General features: G+C 70.6%; 17 protein-coding genes. 7 read left to right on the top strand and 10 right to left on the bottom strand.

What is annotated here, in order from left to right; translation table 11 throughout:
• Positions 1–47: 47 nt before the first annotated feature.
• On the bottom strand, positions 48–818 hold the full coding sequence (locus KSNIM_RS22270; RefSeq protein WP_263104949.1) for a glycosyltransferase family 2 protein: 771 nt from the start codon (positions 816–818) through the stop codon (positions 48–50).
• Positions 818–1,219 carry a DUF2304 domain-containing protein gene (locus KSNIM_RS22265; RefSeq protein WP_263104948.1) on the bottom strand — a complete coding sequence of 134 codons (402 nt, stop codon included), beginning with the start codon at positions 1,217–1,219 and terminating at the stop codon, positions 818–820. Before KSNIM_RS22265 ends, KSNIM_RS22270 begins: the two co-directional genes overlap by 1 nt.
• A 148-nt stretch (positions 1,220–1,367) precedes the next feature.
• Between KSNIM_RS22265 and KSNIM_RS22260 the strand changes: the two genes are divergently transcribed.
• Positions 1,368–2,672, top strand: a complete 1,305-nt coding sequence (locus KSNIM_RS22260; RefSeq protein ID WP_263104947.1) for an acyltransferase family protein — start codon at positions 1,368–1,370, stop codon at positions 2,670–2,672.
• 66 nt (positions 2,673–2,738) lie between these two features.
• Here KSNIM_RS22260 and KSNIM_RS22255 read toward each other — a convergent pair whose 3' ends face one another.
• Entirely contained in the window at positions 2,739–4,073 is a 1,335-nt protein-coding gene (locus KSNIM_RS22255; RefSeq protein ID WP_263104946.1) for a lipopolysaccharide biosynthesis protein, read from the bottom strand.
• The gene (gene rfbB / locus KSNIM_RS22250; RefSeq protein WP_263104945.1) at positions 4,066–5,043 is read right to left on the bottom strand and encodes a dTDP-glucose 4,6-dehydratase; all 978 of its coding nucleotides are present in this window, start codon (positions 5,041–5,043) and stop codon (positions 4,066–4,068) included. Before rfbB ends, KSNIM_RS22255 begins: the two co-directional genes overlap by 8 nt.
• 83 nt (positions 5,044–5,126) lie before the next feature.
• Between rfbB and rfbA the strand changes: the two genes are divergently transcribed.
• From rfbA to KSNIM_RS22225, 5 genes are all read left to right on the top strand, one after another.
• Positions 5,127–6,002, top strand: a complete 876-nt coding sequence (gene rfbA, locus KSNIM_RS22245; protein WP_263104944.1) for a glucose-1-phosphate thymidylyltransferase RfbA — start codon at positions 5,127–5,129, stop codon at positions 6,000–6,002.
• Complete coding sequence (gene rfbC, locus KSNIM_RS22240) at positions 5,999–6,598, top strand: dTDP-4-dehydrorhamnose 3,5-epimerase (protein ID WP_263104943.1); 600 nt, start codon at positions 5,999–6,001, stop codon at positions 6,596–6,598. The genes rfbA and rfbC overlap by 4 nt, the downstream gene beginning before the upstream one ends.
• Before the next feature lie 130 nt (positions 6,599–6,728).
• A complete protein-coding gene (locus KSNIM_RS22235) occupies positions 6,729–7,628 on the top strand; it encodes a glycosyltransferase family 2 protein (RefSeq protein ID WP_263104942.1) in 900 nt (299 codons plus the stop codon).
• A 43-nt stretch (positions 7,629–7,671) separates the two neighbouring features.
• The gene (locus tag KSNIM_RS22230; RefSeq protein WP_263104941.1) at positions 7,672–8,616 is read left to right on the top strand and encodes an NAD-dependent epimerase/dehydratase family protein; all 945 of its coding nucleotides are present in this window, start codon (positions 7,672–7,674) and stop codon (positions 8,614–8,616) included.
• A 60-nt stretch (positions 8,617–8,676) separates the two neighbouring features.
• Complete coding sequence (locus tag KSNIM_RS22225) at positions 8,677–9,831, top strand: acyltransferase family protein (protein WP_263104940.1); 1,155 nt, start codon at positions 8,677–8,679, stop codon at positions 9,829–9,831.
• Between the two features lie 415 nt (positions 9,832–10,246).
• Here KSNIM_RS22225 and KSNIM_RS22220 read toward each other — a convergent pair whose 3' ends face one another.
• The 6 genes from KSNIM_RS22220 to KSNIM_RS22195 all read right to left on the bottom strand — a co-directional run bounded on the left by KSNIM_RS22220 (position 10,247) and on the right by KSNIM_RS22195 (position 18,099).
• Complete coding sequence (locus KSNIM_RS22220; RefSeq protein WP_263104939.1) at positions 10,247–12,142, bottom strand: hypothetical protein; 1,896 nt, start codon at positions 12,140–12,142, stop codon at positions 10,247–10,249.
• 581 nt (positions 12,143–12,723) lie between these two features.
• Positions 12,724–13,917, bottom strand: a complete 1,194-nt coding sequence (gene tuf, locus KSNIM_RS22215) for an elongation factor Tu (RefSeq protein WP_030263551.1) — start codon at positions 13,915–13,917, stop codon at positions 12,724–12,726.
• Positions 13,918–14,140: 223 nt separating this feature from the next.
• A complete protein-coding gene (fusA, locus tag KSNIM_RS22210) occupies positions 14,141–16,246 on the bottom strand; it encodes an elongation factor G (protein ID WP_263104938.1) in 2,106 nt (701 codons plus the stop codon).
• A 39-nt stretch (positions 16,247–16,285) separates the two neighbouring features.
• The gene (gene rpsG / locus KSNIM_RS22205) at positions 16,286–16,756 is read right to left on the bottom strand and encodes a 30S ribosomal protein S7 (protein ID WP_030263556.1); all 471 of its coding nucleotides are present in this window, start codon (positions 16,754–16,756) and stop codon (positions 16,286–16,288) included.
• 2 nt (positions 16,757–16,758) lie between these two features.
• Complete coding sequence (gene rpsL, locus KSNIM_RS22200) at positions 16,759–17,130, bottom strand: 30S ribosomal protein S12 (RefSeq protein ID WP_014144289.1); 372 nt, start codon at positions 17,128–17,130, stop codon at positions 16,759–16,761.
• A 408-nt stretch (positions 17,131–17,538) separates the two neighbouring features.
• A complete protein-coding gene (locus KSNIM_RS22195; RefSeq protein WP_263104937.1) occupies positions 17,539–18,099 on the bottom strand; it encodes a DUF1707 and DUF4190 domain-containing protein in 561 nt (186 codons plus the stop codon).
• Between the two features lie 268 nt (positions 18,100–18,367).
• Here KSNIM_RS22195 and KSNIM_RS22190 point away from each other — a divergent pair, with 268 nt between their 5' ends.
• A complete protein-coding gene (locus tag KSNIM_RS22190) occupies positions 18,368–19,678 on the top strand; it encodes a DUF2786 domain-containing protein (protein ID WP_411543881.1) in 1,311 nt (436 codons plus the stop codon).
• Positions 19,679–19,698: the final 20 nt, after the last annotated feature.

Below are 19,698 nucleotides of genomic sequence, written 5' to 3'. Positions count from 1 at the left end.
TCGAAGCCGCCGGGGCGCTGCCCCGGCGGCTTCGACGTTCGTGGACTTCAGCCCTTCAGGGCCAACTCACGTACGGGCGACTCGTCCTTCGACTCCGCGATGGCCCGCAGGTTGTCCGGCATCCTCCGGATCATCGCGAGCAGCAGGACCAGCCCGGCCCGGGCCAGGTAGATCATGGCCTTGAACGGCGAGGCGCTCGGTCGTCCGGTGGTCCGCTCCCGCATGGCCACCGGGACCTGGCGGACGGTGAAACCACAGCGGGCGGCGCCGACCATGCTCTCCACGGTGTCGCCGAGGTACTCCACCGGGTACCAGGTGGCGAAGAACTCGATGAGCTTGCGGTTGCAGGCGCGGAAGCCCGAGGTCGTGTCGGTCAGCCTGGTGCGCGTGATCCGGGAGAGCACCGTGGACAGCAGCCCCATGGCCCACTTCCGGGGGCCGCGCACCTTGTAGTCGCCCTCGCCGTCGAACCTGGCGCCGATGACCAGGTCGGCCTCGTTCAGCTTCTCCAGCAGCAGCGGGACGTAGGACGGGTCGTGCTGGCCGTCCGAGTCGATCTGGATCGCGACGTCGTAGCCGTGCAGGTGGGCGTATCGGTAGCCGAGCCGCATGGCCCCGCCGACGCCCAGGTTGTAGGGGAGCCTCGCGACGGCCGAACCCGCCGCGGCGGCGACCTCGGCCGTGCGGTCGGTCGAGCCGTCGTCGACCACCAGTGTGTCAACGCCGGGCAGTTGGGACCGTATCTCACCCAGGATGCCGGGCAGGCCCTCGGCCTCGTTCCAGGCCGGCAGGATGACAAGTATCTTGCGCCCGTCCATCACGCCCCGACCTCCGAATCGACCGAACCCTCGACCTGCGCCTGCGGGCGGGGCTCCGGGTAGCCGTGGTGCGCGACCAGGTGGGCGCGCAGCAGCGCCACTTCCTCGGACAGCGTGCGGGTCTCGGCCTCCAGCCTGCTCGCCTCCCAGCTGAGGTGGAGGCAGACGAGCAGCACGAGCACGAAGCCGGCGAAGAGCACGAGGCTCACGCCCGACGCGATTCCGAGCCGCCGTGCGGTGGAGTCGAGCACCCGGGGAACGAAGCCCAGCGGGGCCACTACCAGACCGATGCCGAGCCATATCGCCGCGTACTTCTCCCGGAGCTGCTGCCGACGCAGCAGTTCGAGGATGTACACGAGCACCAGTACACCGGTGATCGATGTGATGACAGTGAGTTGCACGACGAGAGACGCCTTTCAGCCGCGGTGGCGAGGGCCATCGTAGCCGCCGCCGGAGAACGGACGACAGCGGCCGCCGGTCTGCTCCGGAGCCGTCTCCGGAGCCGGGGCTGGAGCCTGCGGCGCGGGAGTCGTGGGCTACTCTCGCCGGATGTCTCTCACCTCCCGGGCGCGGCCCCGGCCTGACCTGTCAGGCTCTGCCGAGGCGCCGGTCGCCTCGCCAGGCAGTCGGCTCGGCTGGCTGGATCTGCTGCGCGGTGTCGCCGCGCTGACCATCGCGGGCGAGCACTTCGTGCAGATGGTGGTCCCGGAGCTGTACGCCCGGATCACCCACCACTTCGACGTCGCGTCCTTCGGTGTCTTCCTCTTCTTCCTGGTGAGCGGCTACATCGTGCCCGCCTCCCTGGAGCGGCGCGGGAGCGTACGCGGCTTCTGGATCAGCCGGTTCTTCCGGATCTACCCGCTCTGCCTCGTGGTGGTGCTGGCGGGCATCGCTGTCTGGACGGTGGGTGCCTACACGGTGCTTTCCCCGGTCAGCCCGTTCCCGGCGAAGCATCCCGCCGTCGCAGCGCTCGCCAACCTGACGATGCTGCACGACTTCGTCGGGGTGGGGGGATCGCTGTTCGTCATGTGGACCCTCTCCTACGAGATGGCGTTCTACCTCTTGGTGGCGGGCCTCTTCGTGCTCGGGCTGCACCGGCGCAGCGCGGAGATCTCGGCGGGTCTCGCCCTGATCGGCGCGTTGGCCGCGGGTCTGTTCCCGGTGCTGCTGTTCTCGCGCGATCTGCACAGCACCAAGGTCACCGTGGCGGTGTCCGCTGCGGTCATGGTGGCGGGCCTGATCTGTCTGCTGTCCCGACGCCGTGCCCTGTCGGTCACGGGCGCCGTTCTGCTCACGGGGTTGGCGCTCGTCCTGGTCACGGTCAACGGGCGGATGCCCGGGTGGTACGGGCTGTCGATCCTGGCCACCATGTTCGCCGGCACGGCGATCTACCGAGCCGAGCAGGGGCAGATCAGCCGTCGGAAGTGCGCCGTCGCCTGCGTGGTGGCGCTGGGTGCGGTCGTGGCGGCCGGTGCGTGCTGGGACGAGCATGCGAGGTTGACGCACCACGTCCAGTGGCAGTGGGTTGCGGCGATGCTGGCCACCTGGGCGGTCTTCGGTCTGGGATTGCTCCTCCGCGGCCGTGCGGTTCCGCGGTTCCTGACCTGGCTGGGGTCGGTCAGTTATTCGATCTATCTGGTCCACGCGGTGCTGCTGTGCGTTCTGCTCTGGTTGATCAGCCCCACTGCGGTGAGGGACATCCCGCTGTGGTCACGTTTCGGGATCGGCATCGTCTTCATCGCCGTGGTCCTGGTGGTCAGTCAGCTGACCTTCACCCTGGTCGAACAGCCTGCTCAGCGGCTGGGTCGGCGGGTCACCGCCTTCGTCGAGCGTCGGGCCGACGGCGGCGTCTGACGGCTGAGCACCCCTCCCCCGGACGCATTCGGGCCCGACGTGCGGTGCGCGTCGGGCCCGAATGCGTCATGCGACCGGTGCTGCGGCCTCCGAAGCGGCAGGAACGTCGCCGGCGTCCGCCGGTGCCGCGCGGAAGCGGCGCAGCAGCGACCACAGCATCAGCCCGGCGGTCGCAGCGGATCCCGCGAGGTAGCCGAGTTCGGCGCGGGTGCCGACGTCGCCGGGGAGCAGCGTGACCGCGGCGAGGACGGCCGTGCCGACCGCCCAGGCGACGAGCTGCCGCTGGTGGCGGCCCAGGGCCATGAGCGCCTGGCCGACGACGGTCGCGACCATGTAGCAGAGGGTCCCGAGGACCAGCCAGAGGAAGTCGGCCGCGCCCAGGACGTCCTGGGCGTTGAACATCGTCCTGATGATCCAGGGTCCGAGGAGGACGGCCGGCACCCCGCCGGCGAGGCACATCGCGCAGACGACGGCGACGGTGCGCACCAGCACCTTGCGGAACTCCGCGTGCCGGCCGGAGGCCGCGGCCCCCGACAGGGCGGAGACCAGGGAGGCCTGGATGGCCGCGTAGGCGAAGAGCGGGACGCGGGCGATGACCACGGCGTTCAGCAGGGCTGCGACGAGCGCGGTCGAGGCGGGCGAGAGCAGCTGGACGCTGACCACGGCGGCGTTGACCATCAGCTGGGCGAGCAGGGTCGAGGCGGCGAGCAGGCCGAGGCCCCGGGTCAGCCCGGGCCAGGGCACCGCGGGGCCCGGTCGGCGGTCCCGCAGGGTGGAACGCAGGCCGATGAGGGAGGCCGCCAGCGGCGACACCACGAGGATCAGGCTGAACGCCAGCACCGAGTGCAGGCCGAGCGCCGGGACGGCGGCCGCGAGGCCGATCCGCAGGCCGCCGTCGACGGCCAGTTGGGTGCCGTAGGCCCTGAAGTTGCCGAGGCCGGCGAGGGCGCCGCGGGTGAGCGAGCTGACGGCGAGTCCGACGAGCGCCCCGCCCAGGCCGGCCACCAGGGTGAGGTCGCCGTGGAAGAGGCGGTCGGCGATCGGCCGGGCGGCCGCGGCGAGCAGCGCGAGGACGGCCAGCAGCACCGCACCGGTGAGCAGGGCCGTCCGGCGCAGCGCCTCCCGCGGGCCCTGGCCGCCGACGTTGCGGGCGGCGACCAGGCGGTTCAGCTCCAGCTCCACCGGCGAGAAGAGCCCGTACCCGACGGACATCACGACCGTCCAGAGCACGGAGACGCCGGCGAGGGAGGTGGCGTCCAGCGTGTGGCCGGCGAGGGCGAGGTAGATGTACGAGGAGATGCCGAGGACGACCGTGCCGCCCAGCACCAGCCGGGTGCCGGGCGGCAGCGCGTCGAACAGTCGGGCCAGCGGGTTCGCGCGGCCGCCCGCCCGGTCAGCCACGCAGCGCGGCCTTGCTCTTCAGCGGCTCCCACCAGTCGCGGTTGTCGCGGTACCAGGCGATCGTGGCGGCGAGGCCGTCCTCGAAGCGGACCTGCGGGGTGTAGCCGAGCTCCTCGCTGATCTTGGTGATGTCGAGCGAGTAGCGCAGGTCGTGGCCCTTGCGGTCGGCCACCGGCTCGACCATGTCCCAGTCGGCCCCGGCGGCCTCCAGGAGCAGGCCGGTGAGCTCCTTGTTGGTGAGCTCGGTGCCGCCGCCGATGTTGTAGACCTCGCCGGCGCGGCCCTTGCGCATGGCGAGCTCGATGCCGCGGCAGTGGTCGGAGACGTGCAGCCAGTCGCGGATGTTGCCGCCGTTCCCGTAGAGCGGGACCTTCCTGCCGTCGAGCAGGTTGGTGGTGAACAGCGGGATGACCTTCTCGGGGAACTGGTAGTGGCCGTAGTTGTTCGAGCACCGCGTGACCACGACGTCCATGCCGTGGGTGCGGTGGTAGGCCAGCGCCAGCAGGTCCGAGCCGGCCTTGGAGGCGGAGTACGGGGAGTTGGGGGCCAGCGGCCACTCCTCCGTCCAGGAGCCCTCGGCGATCGAGCCGTAGACCTCGTCGGTGGAGACGTGCACGAAGCGGCCGACGCCGTGCTTGCGGGCCGCGTCGAGCAGGACCTGCGTGCCCACGACGTTGGTCAGGACGAACGGCCCGGCGCCCTCGATCGACCGGTCGACGTGCGACTCGGCGGCGAAGTGGACGACCACGTCGTGGCCGGGCATCACCTGCTCGACGGTCTCGGTGTCGCAAATGTCACCCCGGACGAACCGGTAGCCGGGGTGTCCGGCGACCGGTGCGAGGTTGGCCTCGACGCCCGAGTAGGTGAGTTTGTCGAGGACGGTGACCTGGGCGGACTCGTCGGCGCCCAGCAGGGAGCGGACGAACTCGGATCCGATGAAGCCGGCGCCGCCGGTGACGAGGATGCGCATAGTAGGGCGCAGTCTACCCAGACCTGTTCGAAGACCCGCCCTGCCCCACGACCCCGCCGGGGGCCTCGCATAAGCTGCCCGTCATGCGTGGAATTCTCTTGGCGGGCGGCACCGGATCGCGCCTGTGGCCGCTGACCCGGGCGGTGTCGAAGCAGCTGCTCCCCGTCTTCGACAAGCCGATGGTCTACTACCCGCTGTCCACGTTGGTGATGGCGGGCATCAGCGAGATCCTCATCATCACGACCCCGCAGGACCAGGAGCAGTTCCAGCGCCTGCTCGGCGACGGCTCCCAGCTCGGGCTGCGCCTGGAGTACGCGGTGCAGGAGCGTCCGGAGGGGATCGCCCAGGCCTTCGTGCTCGGCGCCGACTTCATCGGGGACGAGCCGGTCGCGCTGATCCTCGGCGACAACATCTTCCACGGCAGCGGCCTGGGCACCCGGCTCGCCCAGCACACCCGGCCGGAGGGCGGACGGGTGTTCGCCTACCCGGTGGCCGATCCGCGCGCGTACGGCGTGGTGGAGTTCGACCCGCAGGGCCAGGTCATCTCGATCGAGGAGAAGCCCGAGCAGCCGAAGTCGCGGTACGCCGTGCCCGGCCTGTACTTCTACGACAACCGGGTCGTCAAGATCGCCGAGAACCTGGAGCCCAGCGCCCGGGGCGAGTTGGAGATAACGGCGGTCAACGAGGCCTACCTGCGCAACGGTGAGCTGCAGGTCACCGTGCTCGACCGCGGTACGGCCTGGCTGGACACCGGCACGTTCGTGTCGATGGTTCAGGCCTCCGAGTTCGTCCGGGTGATCGAGGAGCGCCAGGGCTTCAAGATCGGCTGCATCGAGGAGGCGGTCTGGCGCGCCGGCCTGATCGACTCGGCGCAGCTGCGCGAGCTGGCCGAGCCGCTCCGCAAGAGCGGGTACGGGGAGTACCTGCTGGACCTGCTCGTCGAGGAGGGCAACCGATGAAGTTCCGCGAGCTGTCGATCGCCGGCGCGTTCGAGATGACTCCGCAGCAGCACGGCGATCCGCGCGGGCTGTTCATGGAGTGGTACCGCTTCGACCGCCTCTCCGAGGTGGTGGGCCACCCGCTCCGGCTGGCCCAGGCCAACCTCTCGGTGTCGTCCAGCGGTGTGGTGCGGGGCATCCACTTCGCCGACGTGCCGCCCGGGCAGGCCAAGTACGTCACCTGCGTACGCGGGGCGGTGCTCGACGTGGTGGTGGACCTGCGGGTCGGTTCGCCGACCTTCGGCCGCTGGGACTCCGTCCGGCTGGACGACGTGGACCGCCGGGCCGTGTACATCCCGGAGGGGCTCGGCCACGGCTTCTGCGCGCTGACGGACGACGCCACGCTCTCGTACGTCTGCTCCGAGACCTACAACCCCGCGGGTGAGCACACCGTGCACCCGCTGGACCCGGACCTCGCCATCGACTGGGGCACGGCGGCGCCGCAGCTGTCCGCGCGCGACGAGGCGGCTCCCTCCCTGGCCGAGGCGAAGGCGTCCGGTCTGCTGCCCGAGTACTCGGTCTGCGAGGCGTACACCGCCGGGCTCCGCTCGGTCTGAGCGCCGGTCGGGTGCCGTCCGCGGACGGCACCCGACCGAATGACCGGCATGTCGGTCATATGATGTGGCCGCCACGTCCGTGGCCGTGCTCCGTACCGGGGCAGCCGCCCCCAACCACCGGATAGCCGCCATGACCACTCTGGATGTCCTGCTCCCCTACTACGGCGACGTGGCACTGATGCAGGCCGCGGTGCGCAGTGTCCTGGCGCAGACCGACCGGGACTGGCGGCTGACGGTCGTCGACGACGGTCGCGAGCCGGGCGTGCCGGAGTGGTTCGCCGAGCTCGGGGACCCCCGGGTCCGGTACCTGCGCAACGAGCAGAACCTCGGCGTCACCGGCAACTACCGCAAGTGCCTCGGCCTGGCCGAGCACGAGTACCTCGTCTTCATGGGCACCGACGACATCATGCTGCCCAACTACATCGAGACGATCCGCGGCGTGCTGTCGGCCCACCCGGGCGTGGCCATGATCCAGCCGGGCGTCGAGGTCATCGGCAGCGACGGTGCGGTCAGCCGCACGCTGGCGGACGAGGCCAAGCGGCGGCTGTACGCGCCGCGGACCCGCGGCCTGGAGCTGATGGGCGGCGAGGAGCTCGCCGTCAGCCTGCTGCGCGGCAACTGGCTGTACTTCCCGTCGATCTGCTGGCGCACCGACGCCGTCCGCACCATGGGCTTCCGCGACAACCTGGAGATCATCCAGGACCTCGCGCTGATCGTCGACCTGCTCCAGGCCGGCGAGCAGATGGCGGTGAGCGACACCCTCTGCTTCCAGTACCGCCGGCACACGGTCAGCATCTCCTCGAAGTCCGCCTTCAGCGGCAGCCGGTTCACCGAGGCCCGCCGCTACTTCCTCGACGTCGCGGACCGGCTGGACGCCCACGGCTGGCCGCGCGCCGCGAAGGCCTCGCGCCGCCACCTTTCGGCCCGGATCCACGCCCTGACGCTGGTGCCCGGTGCCGTGCGCAACCGCCAGTGGGACGGTGCCCGAACCCTGCTGCGCAACGCCTCCGCCACCGGCAGGGCCCGCTGATCCCGCGGTACCCGGTTCCCCTCTCCTCAAGGAGCGCTCCGCCATGAGCACCCCGCACACACCGCCCCGCGTCGCCGTCCTCGGCGGCACCGGTTTCATCGGCCGGGCCGTCACGGCACGGTTCCAGGCGCTGGGGAGCGAGGTCCTCACGCTGGCCCGCAAGCCTTCCGCGACGCCCGTGGCCGGCCGCTTCGTCCCCTTCGACCTGACGAGCGCCCCGGCGTCCGAGCTGGCCGCCCTGCTGGAGCGCGAGCGCACGGACGTCGTCGTGAACGCGGCGGGCGGCATGTGGGGGCTCGACGACGAGCAGATGCACACCGCCAACGTCGTCCTGGTGGACCGGCTCGTCGAGGCGATCGGCTCGACGGCCGCCCCCGCCCGGCTGGTCCACCTCGGCACCGTCCACGAGTACGGCCTGGTGCCCGTCGGCGTCAGCCAGCACGAGGACGACGTCCCGGCTCCGGTGATGGCCTACGGCCGGCTGAAGCTGGAGGCCACCGAGCGTGTGGTGTCCGCGGTACGGAGCGACGGCCTCGACGCGGTGGTCCTCAGGCTGGGGAACGTGACCGGCGCGGGCCAGCCCGGGCACAGTCTGCTGGGCGTCATGGGTGCCAAGCTCGCCGCCGCCCGGGCGGCGGGCGAGGTCGCCGAATTGTCCCTGGCTCCGCTGACCGCGCAGCGCGACTTCGTGGACCTGGACGACACGGTGGACGCGATCGTCTCCGCGGCCGGTACCCGGACGGCCCGTTCCGTGCTCAACATCGGCACCGGGAGCGCTGCGCCGGCCCGCCGCCTGGTCGACCTCCTCGTCGAGGTGAGCGGCGTCCCGGTCACGGTCACCGAGGTACCTGCCCCCGAGGGGACGGGCCCCGAGTCGGAGTGGCAGCAGCTCGACATCTCCGCGGCCCGCGAACAGCTGGGCTGGGTACCGCAGCGCACGCTGCGGCAGTCGGTCGAGTCGCTGTGGGCGGACCGTCTGAACGGCTGACCGTCAGCGCCCGGTAGCCCTCCCACAGCAGGGTTCCCCTCAGCGGATGCAAGAGGTCGCATGCGTGCATGGAGCTGGAGCAAGTCCCACGGCGGGCTCGCCGAGTCGCTGGGGCGGGCGAACGCCTTCGGTGCCCTCCGTCTAATGCTCGCCGGGGCCGTCCTCGTCTCGCACCTCTTCCCGCTCGGTTACGGCCGGCGGGACCCGTTGTGGGCCGCGAGCGGCGGGCAGACGGACCTGGGCAGACTCGCGGTGACCGGTTTCTTCGTCCTCTCTGGCTTCCTCATCACGGCCAGTGGCCGCCGTACCCGGCCCTTGCGGTTCCTCCGGAACCGGGCGTTGCGCATCGCCCCTGGACTGCTGGCGGCCGTCCTGGTGACCGGCTTCGTGATCATGCCTGTCCTGTACTGGCAGGAACACGGAGGCCTGGGAGGGTTCTGGGAGCACCCCCACGGTCCGCTGCGCTACCTCCTCGGGGCATCTCCCACCGACGGCAGCTGGGACGTCTCGGACGTCCTCGTCGAGGGCATCGAGCGCGGCACCAACCACAACGCGAACATCAACGGCGCCCTCTGGTCGCTGAAGTACGAGGCTCTCTGCTATCTCCTGGTGGCGCTGTTCGCCGTCGCAGGGGTGCTGCGGCGGGCACCGGCGATGCTGGCGGTGCCCGCCGCCCTGCTCTGGGTCGCCGAGTCGGCCGGATGGCTGTTCGGGCGGAGCCTCGGGGGCGGCCCCTTCCACCTCGCCGTTCCGGTGGTCGGCGAGGTGTCGCTGGGCCTGGCGGTCGACCTCGCGTACGCCTTCCTGCTCGGTGCCGCCGCACAGGTCCACCAGCGCCGCCTGCCGGTGCACGACGGCCTCGCGGTGGTCTGCGCGACGGCCCTTGCGGCCTCCCTGTGGTGGGGCGGTCTGCTCCCCGTGGGCTTCCCGGCGCTGACCTATCTGACGCTGTGGCTGGCCGTACGCCTGCCCGAGCCGTTCCGAAGGATCGGTCGCCGGCAGGACTACTCCTACGGTGTCTACATCTACGGCTTCGCGGTGGAGCAGGGGCTGGCCGTGTTCGGCGTTCCGCGAGCGGGCCTGTTCTGCTACCTCGTCTCGGCCGCAGTGACGACCGCGGGACTGGCCCTCCTCTCGTGGCACGTCGTGGAGGCGCCGGCCTTGCGGCTCAGGGGCGGGTTCCACCGCCGGCCGAAGGAGCCGTCCACCTCCTGAGCGGCGCGGTCCTGCGCAGCGCGGCCCCGCTGCACCACGCGCAGCCGCGCGCCGACGCAGTGGCAGAGGCAGTAGCCCTCCATCGGTGCCCGGCCCCGGCCACATGCGAGACCTTCGAGGTCCGGTACCGGGCCAAGGACAACCCAGTGGTGTTCTCCCGCGGCCGTCCTTCACGTACGAGGCCGTCCGATGCGGTGAACACCCGGCTCAGAGCGGTCCGCCAGCTCCTCAAGCCGTCAACGACACCTCAAGGGCCGGCGCGACCTGGAACGGCACGATGGGCAGGCGTTCGAGGGCTTGCGCGCCGGGTCGCTCGGCACGTCCCGGCGATGGCCGCAGCGCTCCGGAACGGCCACGACCACCGCCTCACTCACCGAGCCGCCAGCGGCACGCCCGCTCGACGCGAAGCGCTGGTCTAGGGCGCCATCGGCGCGTACAGAACGGATGCCGTCCTCGTTCCCGACCCGTTGAGGTCCCGGTCCAGACGTTCGGCGACCTGCTTGTCCCCCACGAGAAGGGTGGGCGGGACCGGCGACCGGCCGATGGCGGTCCGGAGGTGTACGAGCGAGTCCCGGTACTTCTGCTCGTCCTCCGGCCGGCCGCCGATCTGTACCTTGAGCATCTCGTCGAACTGCGGCACCACGCCCGCACGGTGCAGCAGGGTCTGGGCGAAGAAGGTCATCCGCCAGTTCGAGTAGCCGTCGTTGGTGTACAGGGTGAGAACCGGCGCGCTGACCCGCTGGATGTCCCTGGTCGCGAAGGCCGCTGCGGCCGGGCCGAGCTTTCCGATGTGCTCGCCACGACCCCACCGCGCCAGCTCGGACTCGTGCCAGGCCGAGGGCTTTCCCGCCACGGAGGGCACACCCCACTGGACCCCGCCGAAGAGACTGAGTGCGGCGGCCGCTGCCGCAACGGCGGCCACGGGCTCGGTCCAGCGCTGCGCCCTGCGCGAGACGAAGCCCTTCCGGGCGATCGGACGCAGCAGGTAGCCGGCGCCGCCGAGCGCGACCAGCGCGAGCATCAACCCGCCGACGGCCATCTTCTCGAAGTAGTAGGAGAGCTTGCCGGTTTCGTAGATCTGGAACGCGGCGAAGGCCAGCAGCAGGCCCCAGCCGGAGACCACTGTCAGCAGGAGGCTCTGAACGGCTCCGATCCGCCGGTTGCGCGGCATCAGACCGGCCACGAGGCCGAGCAGTCCGAGACCCACCAGGGTGGACCGGTCCATCGGGATCATCGCGCCGCCGGTGACGGCCTGCTTCTTCACGTCGAAGTCGGACAGCACCATGATGACGCTGGGCACCAGGGCGACGGCGCCTCCGACCACAAGACTCAGCCAGATCGCCAGCCGGCGAGCACGGAAGCGGCGCCGGTTGACCACCAGGGCCGCCAGCAGGGCTGCGCCGATGAACACCGCGTAGATGTTGTAGGTGTACGCGACCGTCACCATGCCGGCGACACCGACCAGCACGAACTCCGTCCGGCCCATCGCCGATCGGACAAGAAGGGCCACGGCCACCACGAGGAAGAGCAGCCCGATCAGCTCGGAGTCGAAGCCCGCCGGAATCATGATCGCGGCCGGGGTTGCGATCATGACGGCAGCGACCGTGCTGCAGACCACCGCCGCCCGCCATCCGCGCAACCGGGGCCCGCCGACCCAGCGGGCGGCCCACACCACCGCGGCGCACAGCAGGGCGTACGCGGCGAGGACGTACGTGAAGTACCGGTTGTCGGCCGCGACCATCGAGCCGAGCTCGGTGCTCGAAGTCCGGAACACGTCCAGCCAGGCGAGGATCAGGTGCGATCCCTCGGGATACACCGCCTCGGTCGGCGGCTGCAACGAGACCCGGGCAGCCTCCTGGTGGAGGAAGGCGTAACCACCGACCCGGTGGATGGTGTCGAAGATCGAGAGATGGGTCAGGCGGTCCTCGGCGGTGACCAGCGCACCCAAGCGCTCGACGGGGCTCTTCCCCGCAATCGGGTGGTGGACGTAGTGCCAGACCACTGCAGCGGTGCCGAGCACCACGGCGTCGGTGCCGCGCACCCGCCAGGGCAGGTTGGGCTGCCGCCCGCTCCACCAGGCGGCACCGCCTACCGCGGTCAACAGCACACCGGAGACGGGAACCGGTGACAGCCCCCACGGCCACACCGAGGCGAGAAGGCCGAGGACCAGCAGGGCACCACAGAGCAGCAGACCGGAAGCCACCAGTCGATCGAGCAGCACGCCGCCGATCCGGACGGTGGATGCGATGGAGAGGAGGAGGATCGGGAGGAGGACGAGATCGAGTCCCGCGGCGTTCAGTGCGAACGGCACTGCCCACGACGCCGCCAGCACCGCCACCAGGACCTGCCATCGGCGATCGTGCGCACTGCGGCCGGGCCGGATCCCAGCGGGTGCGGGCTCCTTCCCCCGGACTCTCCAGGCCAACATCTGGCTTGCCATTCCGGCCTCTCCTTGAAATCGACCCAGTGCGATGCGTGTCCGAGGCAGGAGCCCGGGCGTCGTCCATGACACAGGCACCGTTGCTCACCGCCACGACCTCAGCGTCGACCGCGTCGCGGCCCGTCGGCTTTCAGACGTCGAACGCCGACCGCTCTCCCCGGGTCGGCGGGCGGATCCCCCCGCAGGATTATGCCAGCCGCCCTCGAACGGATTTCCCAGGGCCGCCCCTCGGCCGGCGGGGAGGGGCCACCGCCCGGTCCGCCGCTGTCCTCGCTCCGCGGCCCCCATGCACGGGCCGTTCCCACGGTCGCGGGCTCCACACGGACGGGCGGCGCGGAGCCCGCGGCGCAACGGCGGAAGGGCCCGCCCCTCCCCGTCCTCGCGGACGGAGGGGGCGGGCCCTTCCGTTTGCCTTGCGGCGAGCCTGGCTACGACAGGCCGGGGTCAGATCGTCACTTGACGATCTTGGTGACCTGGCCGGCGCCGACGGTGCGGCCACCCTCACGGATGGCGAACTTCAGGCCCTCCTCCATGGCGACGGGCTGGATCAGCGCGACGGTCATGGCGGTGTTGTCGCCCGGCATGACCATCTCGGTGCCCTCGGGGAGGGTCACGACGCCGGTCACGTCCGTGGTACGGAAGTAGAACTGCGGGCGGTAGTTGTTGAAGAACGGGGTGTGACGGCCACCCTCGTCCTTCGACAGGATGTAGGCCTGGGCCTCGAAGTCGGTGTGCGGGGTGACCGAACCCGGCTTGATGATGACCTGGCCGCGCTCGACGTCCTCGCGCTTGATGCCACGGAGGAGCAGACCGACGTTCTCGCCGGCCTGGCCCTCGTCGAGCAGCTTGCGGAACATCTCGATACCGGTGACCGTGGTGGTGGTCTTGGTGGTCTTGATGCCGATGATGTCGACGGTCTCGTTGACCTTGAGGACACCGCGCTCGATGCGGCCGGTGACGACGGTGCCACGACCGGTGATCGTGAAGACGTCCTCGATCGGCATCAGGAACGGCAGCTCGGTGGCACGGGCCGGGGTCGGGATCGACTCGTCGACGGCGTGCATGAGGCCGAGGAGCTTCTCGCCCCACTCCTTGTCGCCCTCGAGCGCCTTCAGCGCCGAGACGCGGACGACCGGCAGGTCGTCGCCCGGGAACTCGTACTCGGAGAGGAGCTCACGGACCTCGAGCTCGACGAGCTCCAGGATCTCCTCGTCGTCCACCATGTCGGCCTTGTTCAGGGCGACGACGATGTAGGGGACGCCGACCTGGCGGGCCAGGAGGACGTGCTCCTTGGTCTGCGGCATCGGGCCGTCGGTGGCGGCGACGACGAGGATCGCACCGTCCATCTGGGCCGCACCGGTGATCATGTTCTTGATGTAGTCAGCGTGACCCGGGCAGTCAACGTGGGCGTAGTGACGCGCCTCGGTCTGGTACTCGACGTGCGCGATCGAGATGGTGATACCGCGCTGCCGCTCCTCCGGCGCCTTGTCGATCTGGTCGAACGGCGTGAAGGGGTTGATGTCCGGGTACGCGTCGTGCAGCACCTTGGTGATCGCCGCGGTCAGCGTGGTCTTACCGTGGTCGATGTGACCGATGGTGCCGATGTTGACGTGGGGCTTCGTCCGCTCGAACTTCGCCTTCGCCACTGCAGTCCTCCTGAGGACAGTTCTGTACGCCGTACGACGTCAGTTGGTCTTTGATCGGGATTGGGAACGGGGCGCTGGTAGCGCTCCATGCCGTCCCGCGGGGTGGGGTGCCGGGAGGGCCCGGGGGAATCCGTGGGGATTCGCCCCGGGTTACCTCCTTCTAGCCTAAGGGGTCGGATTCGTCCCGAATAACGGGCCGAACCCTTGACCGGCGGAGCCGGCCTTACTCGCCCTTGGCCTTGGCGATGATGTCGTCCGCCACGTTCCGCGGAACCTCGGCGTACGAGTCGAACTGCATCGAGTAGCTTGCGCGACCAGAGGTCTTGCTGCGCAGGTCACCGACGTAGCCGAACATCTCGGAGAGCGGCACGAGCGCCTTGACGACGCGCGCACCGTGACGCTCCTCCATGGCCCGGATCTGGCCACGGCGGGAGTTGATGTCGCCGATCACGTCGCCCATGTAGTCCTCGGGCGTGGTGACCTCGACGGCCATCATCGGCTCCAGGAGGGCCGGACCGGCCTTCTTGGCGCCTTCCTTGAAGGCCATCGAACCGGCGATCTTGAACGCGAGCTCGGACGAGTCGACGTCGTGCGACGCACCGTCGAGCAGGGTCACGCGAACGCCCTGGAGCGGGTAGCCGGCGAGGACACCGAACTCCATGGCCTCCTGGCAACCGGCGTCGACCGAGGGGATGTACTCCTTCGGCACGCGGCCACCGGTGACCTTGTTGACGAACTCGTAGCCCTCGCCGGACTCCAGCGGCTCGATCGCGATCTGGATCTTCGCGAACTGACCCGAACCACCGGTCTGCTTCTTGTGCGTGTAGTCGATGCGCTCGACGGCCTTGCGGATCGTCTCGCGGTACGCGACCTGCGGCTTGCCGACGTTGGCCTCGACCTTGAACTCACGGCGCATACGGTCGACGAGCACCTCGAGGTGCAGCTCGCCCATACCCGCGATGATGGTCTGGCCGGTCTCCTCGTCCGTGTTGACCTGGAAGGACGGGTCCTCCTCGGCGAGACGCTGGATGGCGACACCCAGCTTCTCCTGGTCACCCTTGGACTTGGGCTCGATCGCGACGCGGATGACCGGGGCCGGGAAGTCCATGGACTCCAGGATGACCGGCTGCTTCTCGTCGGACAGCGTCTCACCGGTGGTGGTCTGCTTCAGGCCCATGACGGCGATGATGTCGCCGGCGCCCACCGAGTCGATCTCCTCACGCTTGTTCGCGTGCATGCGGTAGATCTTGCCGATGCGCTCCTTCTTGCCCTTGACGGAGTTCAGCACCGAGGTGCCGGACTCCAGGCGGCCGGAGTACACGCGGACGAAGGTGAGCTTGCCCAGGTGCGGGTCGGACATGATCTTGAACGCCAGGGCGGCCAGCGGCTCGTCGTCCGAGGCCTGGCGGACGATCTTCTCTTCGGGGTTGTTCGGCTTGGTGCCCTCGATGCCCTCGATGTCGAGGGGCGACGGCAGGTACTTCACAACCGCGTCGAGCAGGGGCTGAACGCCCTTGTTCTTGAACGCCGAGCCGCAGAAGATCGGAGTGAAGTCCGAGTTCAGCGTGCCCTTGCGGATCGCGGCGACCAGCAGCTCCTCGGGGATGTCCTCGCCCTCCAGGGCGAGCTCCATCACCTCGTCGCTGACGTTCGACACGGTGTCGAGCAGGGCCTCGCGGTACTCCTCGGCCTTGTCGGCGAGGTCGGCCGGGATGTCGACGACGTCGTACATCTCGCCCTTGGTGGCCTCGGGCGACCAGACCAGGGCCTTCATCTTCACCAGGTCGACGACGCCGACGAAGTCGGACTCCGCGCCGATCGGGAGCTGCATGACCAGCGGGGTGGCGCCGAGGCGGTCCACGATGGTCTGCACGCAGAAGTAGAAGTCGGCGCCCGTGCGGTCCAGCTTGTTGATGAAGCAGATGCGCGGGACGCCGTAGCGGTCAGCCTGCCGCCACACGGTCTCGGACTGGGGCTCGACGCCGGCGACGCCGTCGAACACCGTCACGCCACCGTCGAGCACGCGCAGCGAGCGCTCCACCTCGACGGTGAAGTCGACGTGGCCCGGGGTGTCGATGATGTTGATGGTGTTGTCGACGCCGTCGAGCGTCCAGTGACAGGTCGTCGCGGCCGACGTGATGGTGATGCCGCGCTCCTGCTCCTGCTCCATCCAGTCCATGGTGGCAGCGCCATCGTGGACCTCACCGATCTTGTACGAGACACCGGTGTAGAACAGGATCCGCTCGGTGGTGGTGGTCTTGCCCGCGTCGATGTGCGCCATGATCCCGATGTTGCGGACCTTGGCGAGGTCAAGGGAGGTTGCAGCCATGGTGGCTCGTTCTCTCTCTGTCTAGTGACGGGGTTCGGACTACCAGCGGTAGTGCGCGAAGGCCTTGTTGGACTCGGCCATCTTGTGGGTGTCCTCGCGACGCTTCACGGACGCGCCGAGGCCGTTGCTGGCGTCGAGGATCTCGTTGAGCAGACGCTCGGTCATGGTCTTCTCGCGACGGGCGCGGGAGTAGCCGACGAGCCAGCGCAGCGCCAGGGTGTTGGCACGGCCGGGCTTGACCTCGACCGGCACCTGGTAGGTCGCGCCACCGACACGGCGGGACTTGACCTCGAGGGTCGGCTTGACGTTCTCCAGGGCGCGCTTGAGCGCGACCACCGGGTCGGCGCCGGTCTTCTCGCGGACGCCCTCGAGGGCGCCGTACACGATCCGCTCGGCGGTGGAGCGCTTGCCGTGCAGCAGGATCTTGTTGACCAGCGAGGTGACCAGCGGGGAGCCGTAAACCGGGTCGATGATGACCGGGCGCTTCGGGGCGGGGCCCTTACGAGGCATTCTTACTTCTCCTTCTTGGCGCCGTAGCGGCTGCGAGCCTGCTTGCGGTTCTTGACACCCTGGGTGTCGAGGGAGCCGCGGATGATCTTGTAGCGGACACCAGGAAGGTCCTTCACACGGCCACCGCGGACCAGCACGATGGAGTGCTCCTGCAGGTTGTGGCCCTCGCCCGGGATGTAGGCGGTGACCTCGATCCCGCTGGTGAGGCGCACACGGGCGACCTTACGCAGAGCCGAGTTCGGCTTCTTCGGGGTGGTCGTGTACACACGCGTGCAGACGCCGCGACGCTGGGGCGAACCCTTCAGAGCGGGCGTCTTGTTCTTCTCGACCTTGTCCTGCCGGCCCTTTCGGACCAGCTGCTGGATCGTAGGCACCGTTTCTCCGTTTTCTGTGTGCCAAGGCTGCGTAAAACTAACCTGCGGCGCCCCTCGACCCACCGACCCACGCGGTCGGGTGTGTCGAGTCTCCCGGCGGAGGAATCGCGGAATCCCATGAGCTGATGGACAGCGACGGCGCTCGCACGGCGAGAGCGGGATCAGCGCTCTGCTACGGCTGCCGGTCAACTGGCACGCACAAGGACCCGGGGACACCCCAGGCACGAATCAGAGCGTACCTAGCGCATCGGCGGCGGTCAAAACAAATGCAACGCCGCTGCTCACCCGGGCGAGCCTGGGACAACCGGAACGGTGCGGGAACGTCCGGCCGTCCTACCACACATCCGGCGGGGCCGCCACCCCGCCCGGCCGCCGTCCCGACCGGCGGGACGGAACGGACACGCCGCGTCAGGCCGAGGACACCACGGCCAGCAGCATCATCAGCGCCCAGCCCGCCACCGACAGCCAGCCGATCACCAGGCCGGCGGTCGCCATGCCGTCGCCCTCCTCGCGGCCGGCGCGCAGCTGCGACTTCGCGATGTGCCCGGTCACCACGGCCGGGATGCCCAGCGCGCCGAAGGTCGGCAGGCAGAGCAGGCCCAGCACCATCGAGGCGATCGCCATGCCGTTGGTGCGCGGCGGCGCGTACGGCACCGGCGGCGGCATGAAGGTCGGCGGGACGACCGGCACGGCCGCGCCCATCGGCGCCACCATCGGCCCGGACGGCAGGTCGGCGACCAGCTGCGCGAGCTGACCGTACGTCTGTGCGCGGTGCGCGTGGTCGAAGCGCTGCGAGTACTCCTCCGCCGTCAGCCGGCCCTCGGCGTAGGCCGCCTTCAGCACGTCGACCGTCCGCTCGCGGTCCGCGTGGGCGGCGCGCATCGCGGACTGCGGGCTGGCCGCCGGCTGCCAGGGCTGCGGCGGCGGGCCGTACGGCTGCTGCGGATGCCTCCACGGCTCTACGGCCATGCGGCCACCTCCCTGACACCCCGTCGCGCGTCGGCTGCGCGTGCTGCCCCTACAGAATGCAGGACGAGCGAGGGCCCCGAGTAGTTGCCCGGCGCGAACACCGATTCACGTGGCGGCGGCGGGCGCCCGCCCGCGGCCCGCCCGCCGGCCGGAGCCGCTCAGGCATCATGGACGGGTCCGGCCGGGTCCTCGCAGGCACCCGGCGGACCGGTGGACCCGGTGGACCGCGTGGCCCCGGCAGGTACGGACGAATACGGACGGAAGAGGCATCGTGGGCAGGCGCAGCGGCAGGGGCGGAGCGGACTCCGCCGTCGAGGGGCTGCTGGCCTCGGCGGTGCAGCAGGTGGTGGCGGCGCCCGCGGAGACCCTGGAGTACGCGCTGGACGGCGGCGCCTCGCTGCTGGCCGCGTCGCCGGAGCAGTGGCCTCAGGTGGGCCGGGCGCTGCTGGCGTTCGCGGAGCGGGCGGTCGGCCGGTGCTGGACGGCCGGCTGGCGGCCCGCCGACCTGGTGCGGGTGGTGCGGCGCGAGCTGGGGCCGGTGCACCTGGCGCTGGCGGTCGACCTGATCGCGGCGGAGGGCCGGCGGCACCCCGCGGCCTCACTGGACCGGCGCTGGCAGGAGCAGCTGCGCGAGCTGGCGGCCGAGGTGTGGTGGGCGTCGGACGAGGCGTACCTGCCGGAGTTCGCCGCCCGGCACCGGCAGGACCGGTTCGCGCTGGCGACGGCGGCCCTGGAGCTGCTGCGGACCTGGTCGCTGCTGCCGCCGGTCTCACCGGTCGGGCCGGTGCCGGGGCAGCAGGGCGGCGGCCGGGCGTTCGCGCCGGCCGGGGTGCGGCCGGCGGCGGGCGAGCCGCGGATGCTCGGGCGGATCCGGGCGCTGCTGGCGAAGGCCGAGTCGACGGAGTACCCGGACGAGGCGGAGGCGCTGACCGCCAAGGCGCAGCAGCTGATGGCGCAGCACTCGATCGACGAGGCGCTGCTGTCGGCGGGCGGCCCGGCGAAGGACGCGCCGGCCGCGCTGCGGATCGGGGTCGACCAGCCGTACGAGAGCCCGAAGGCGATGCTGCTGGACGCGGTGGCGGCGGCGAACCGGTGCCGGGTGGTGTGGGCGAAGGAGTTCGGCTTCTGCACGGTGATCGGCTTCGACGCCGACCTCGACGCGGTGGAGCTGCTGTACACCTCGCTGCTGGTGCAGGGCACCGCGGCGATGCACCGGGCGGGCAGCCGCCGGCACCAGGACGGCGCGCCGCGGACGAAGGCGTTCCGGCAGTCCTTCCTGATCTCCTATGCTGCGCGGATCCGGGAGCGGCTCACCGAGGCGACCGAGCGCGCGACGGCGGACGCCGCGGCCGGCCGACACCTGCGCGAGGACGGCACCTCGGAGCAGCTGGCGCCGGACGAGCGGCTGCTGCCGGTGCTGGCGGCCCGCGAGCAGGCGGTGGACGACACCGTGGGGCGGATGTTCCCGAAGCTGGTCTCGCAGCGGGTGCGGGTCAGCGACGGCGAGGGGTGGGCGGCCGGACGGGCCGCCGCGGACCGGGCTGCGCTGCACGGGCGCGCGGGGGCGATCGAGGACTGACGGCCGAGGCGGCCGCGGAG

Origin of the sequence: Kitasatospora sp. DSM 101779 (assembly GCF_025655475.1) — a bacterium.
Taxonomy (GTDB): domain Bacteria; phylum Actinomycetota; class Actinomycetes; order Streptomycetales; family Streptomycetaceae; genus Kitasatospora.
The sequence above is the reverse complement of the archived record's forward strand: the minus strand, read 5'-3'. Positions and strand labels throughout refer to the sequence as shown.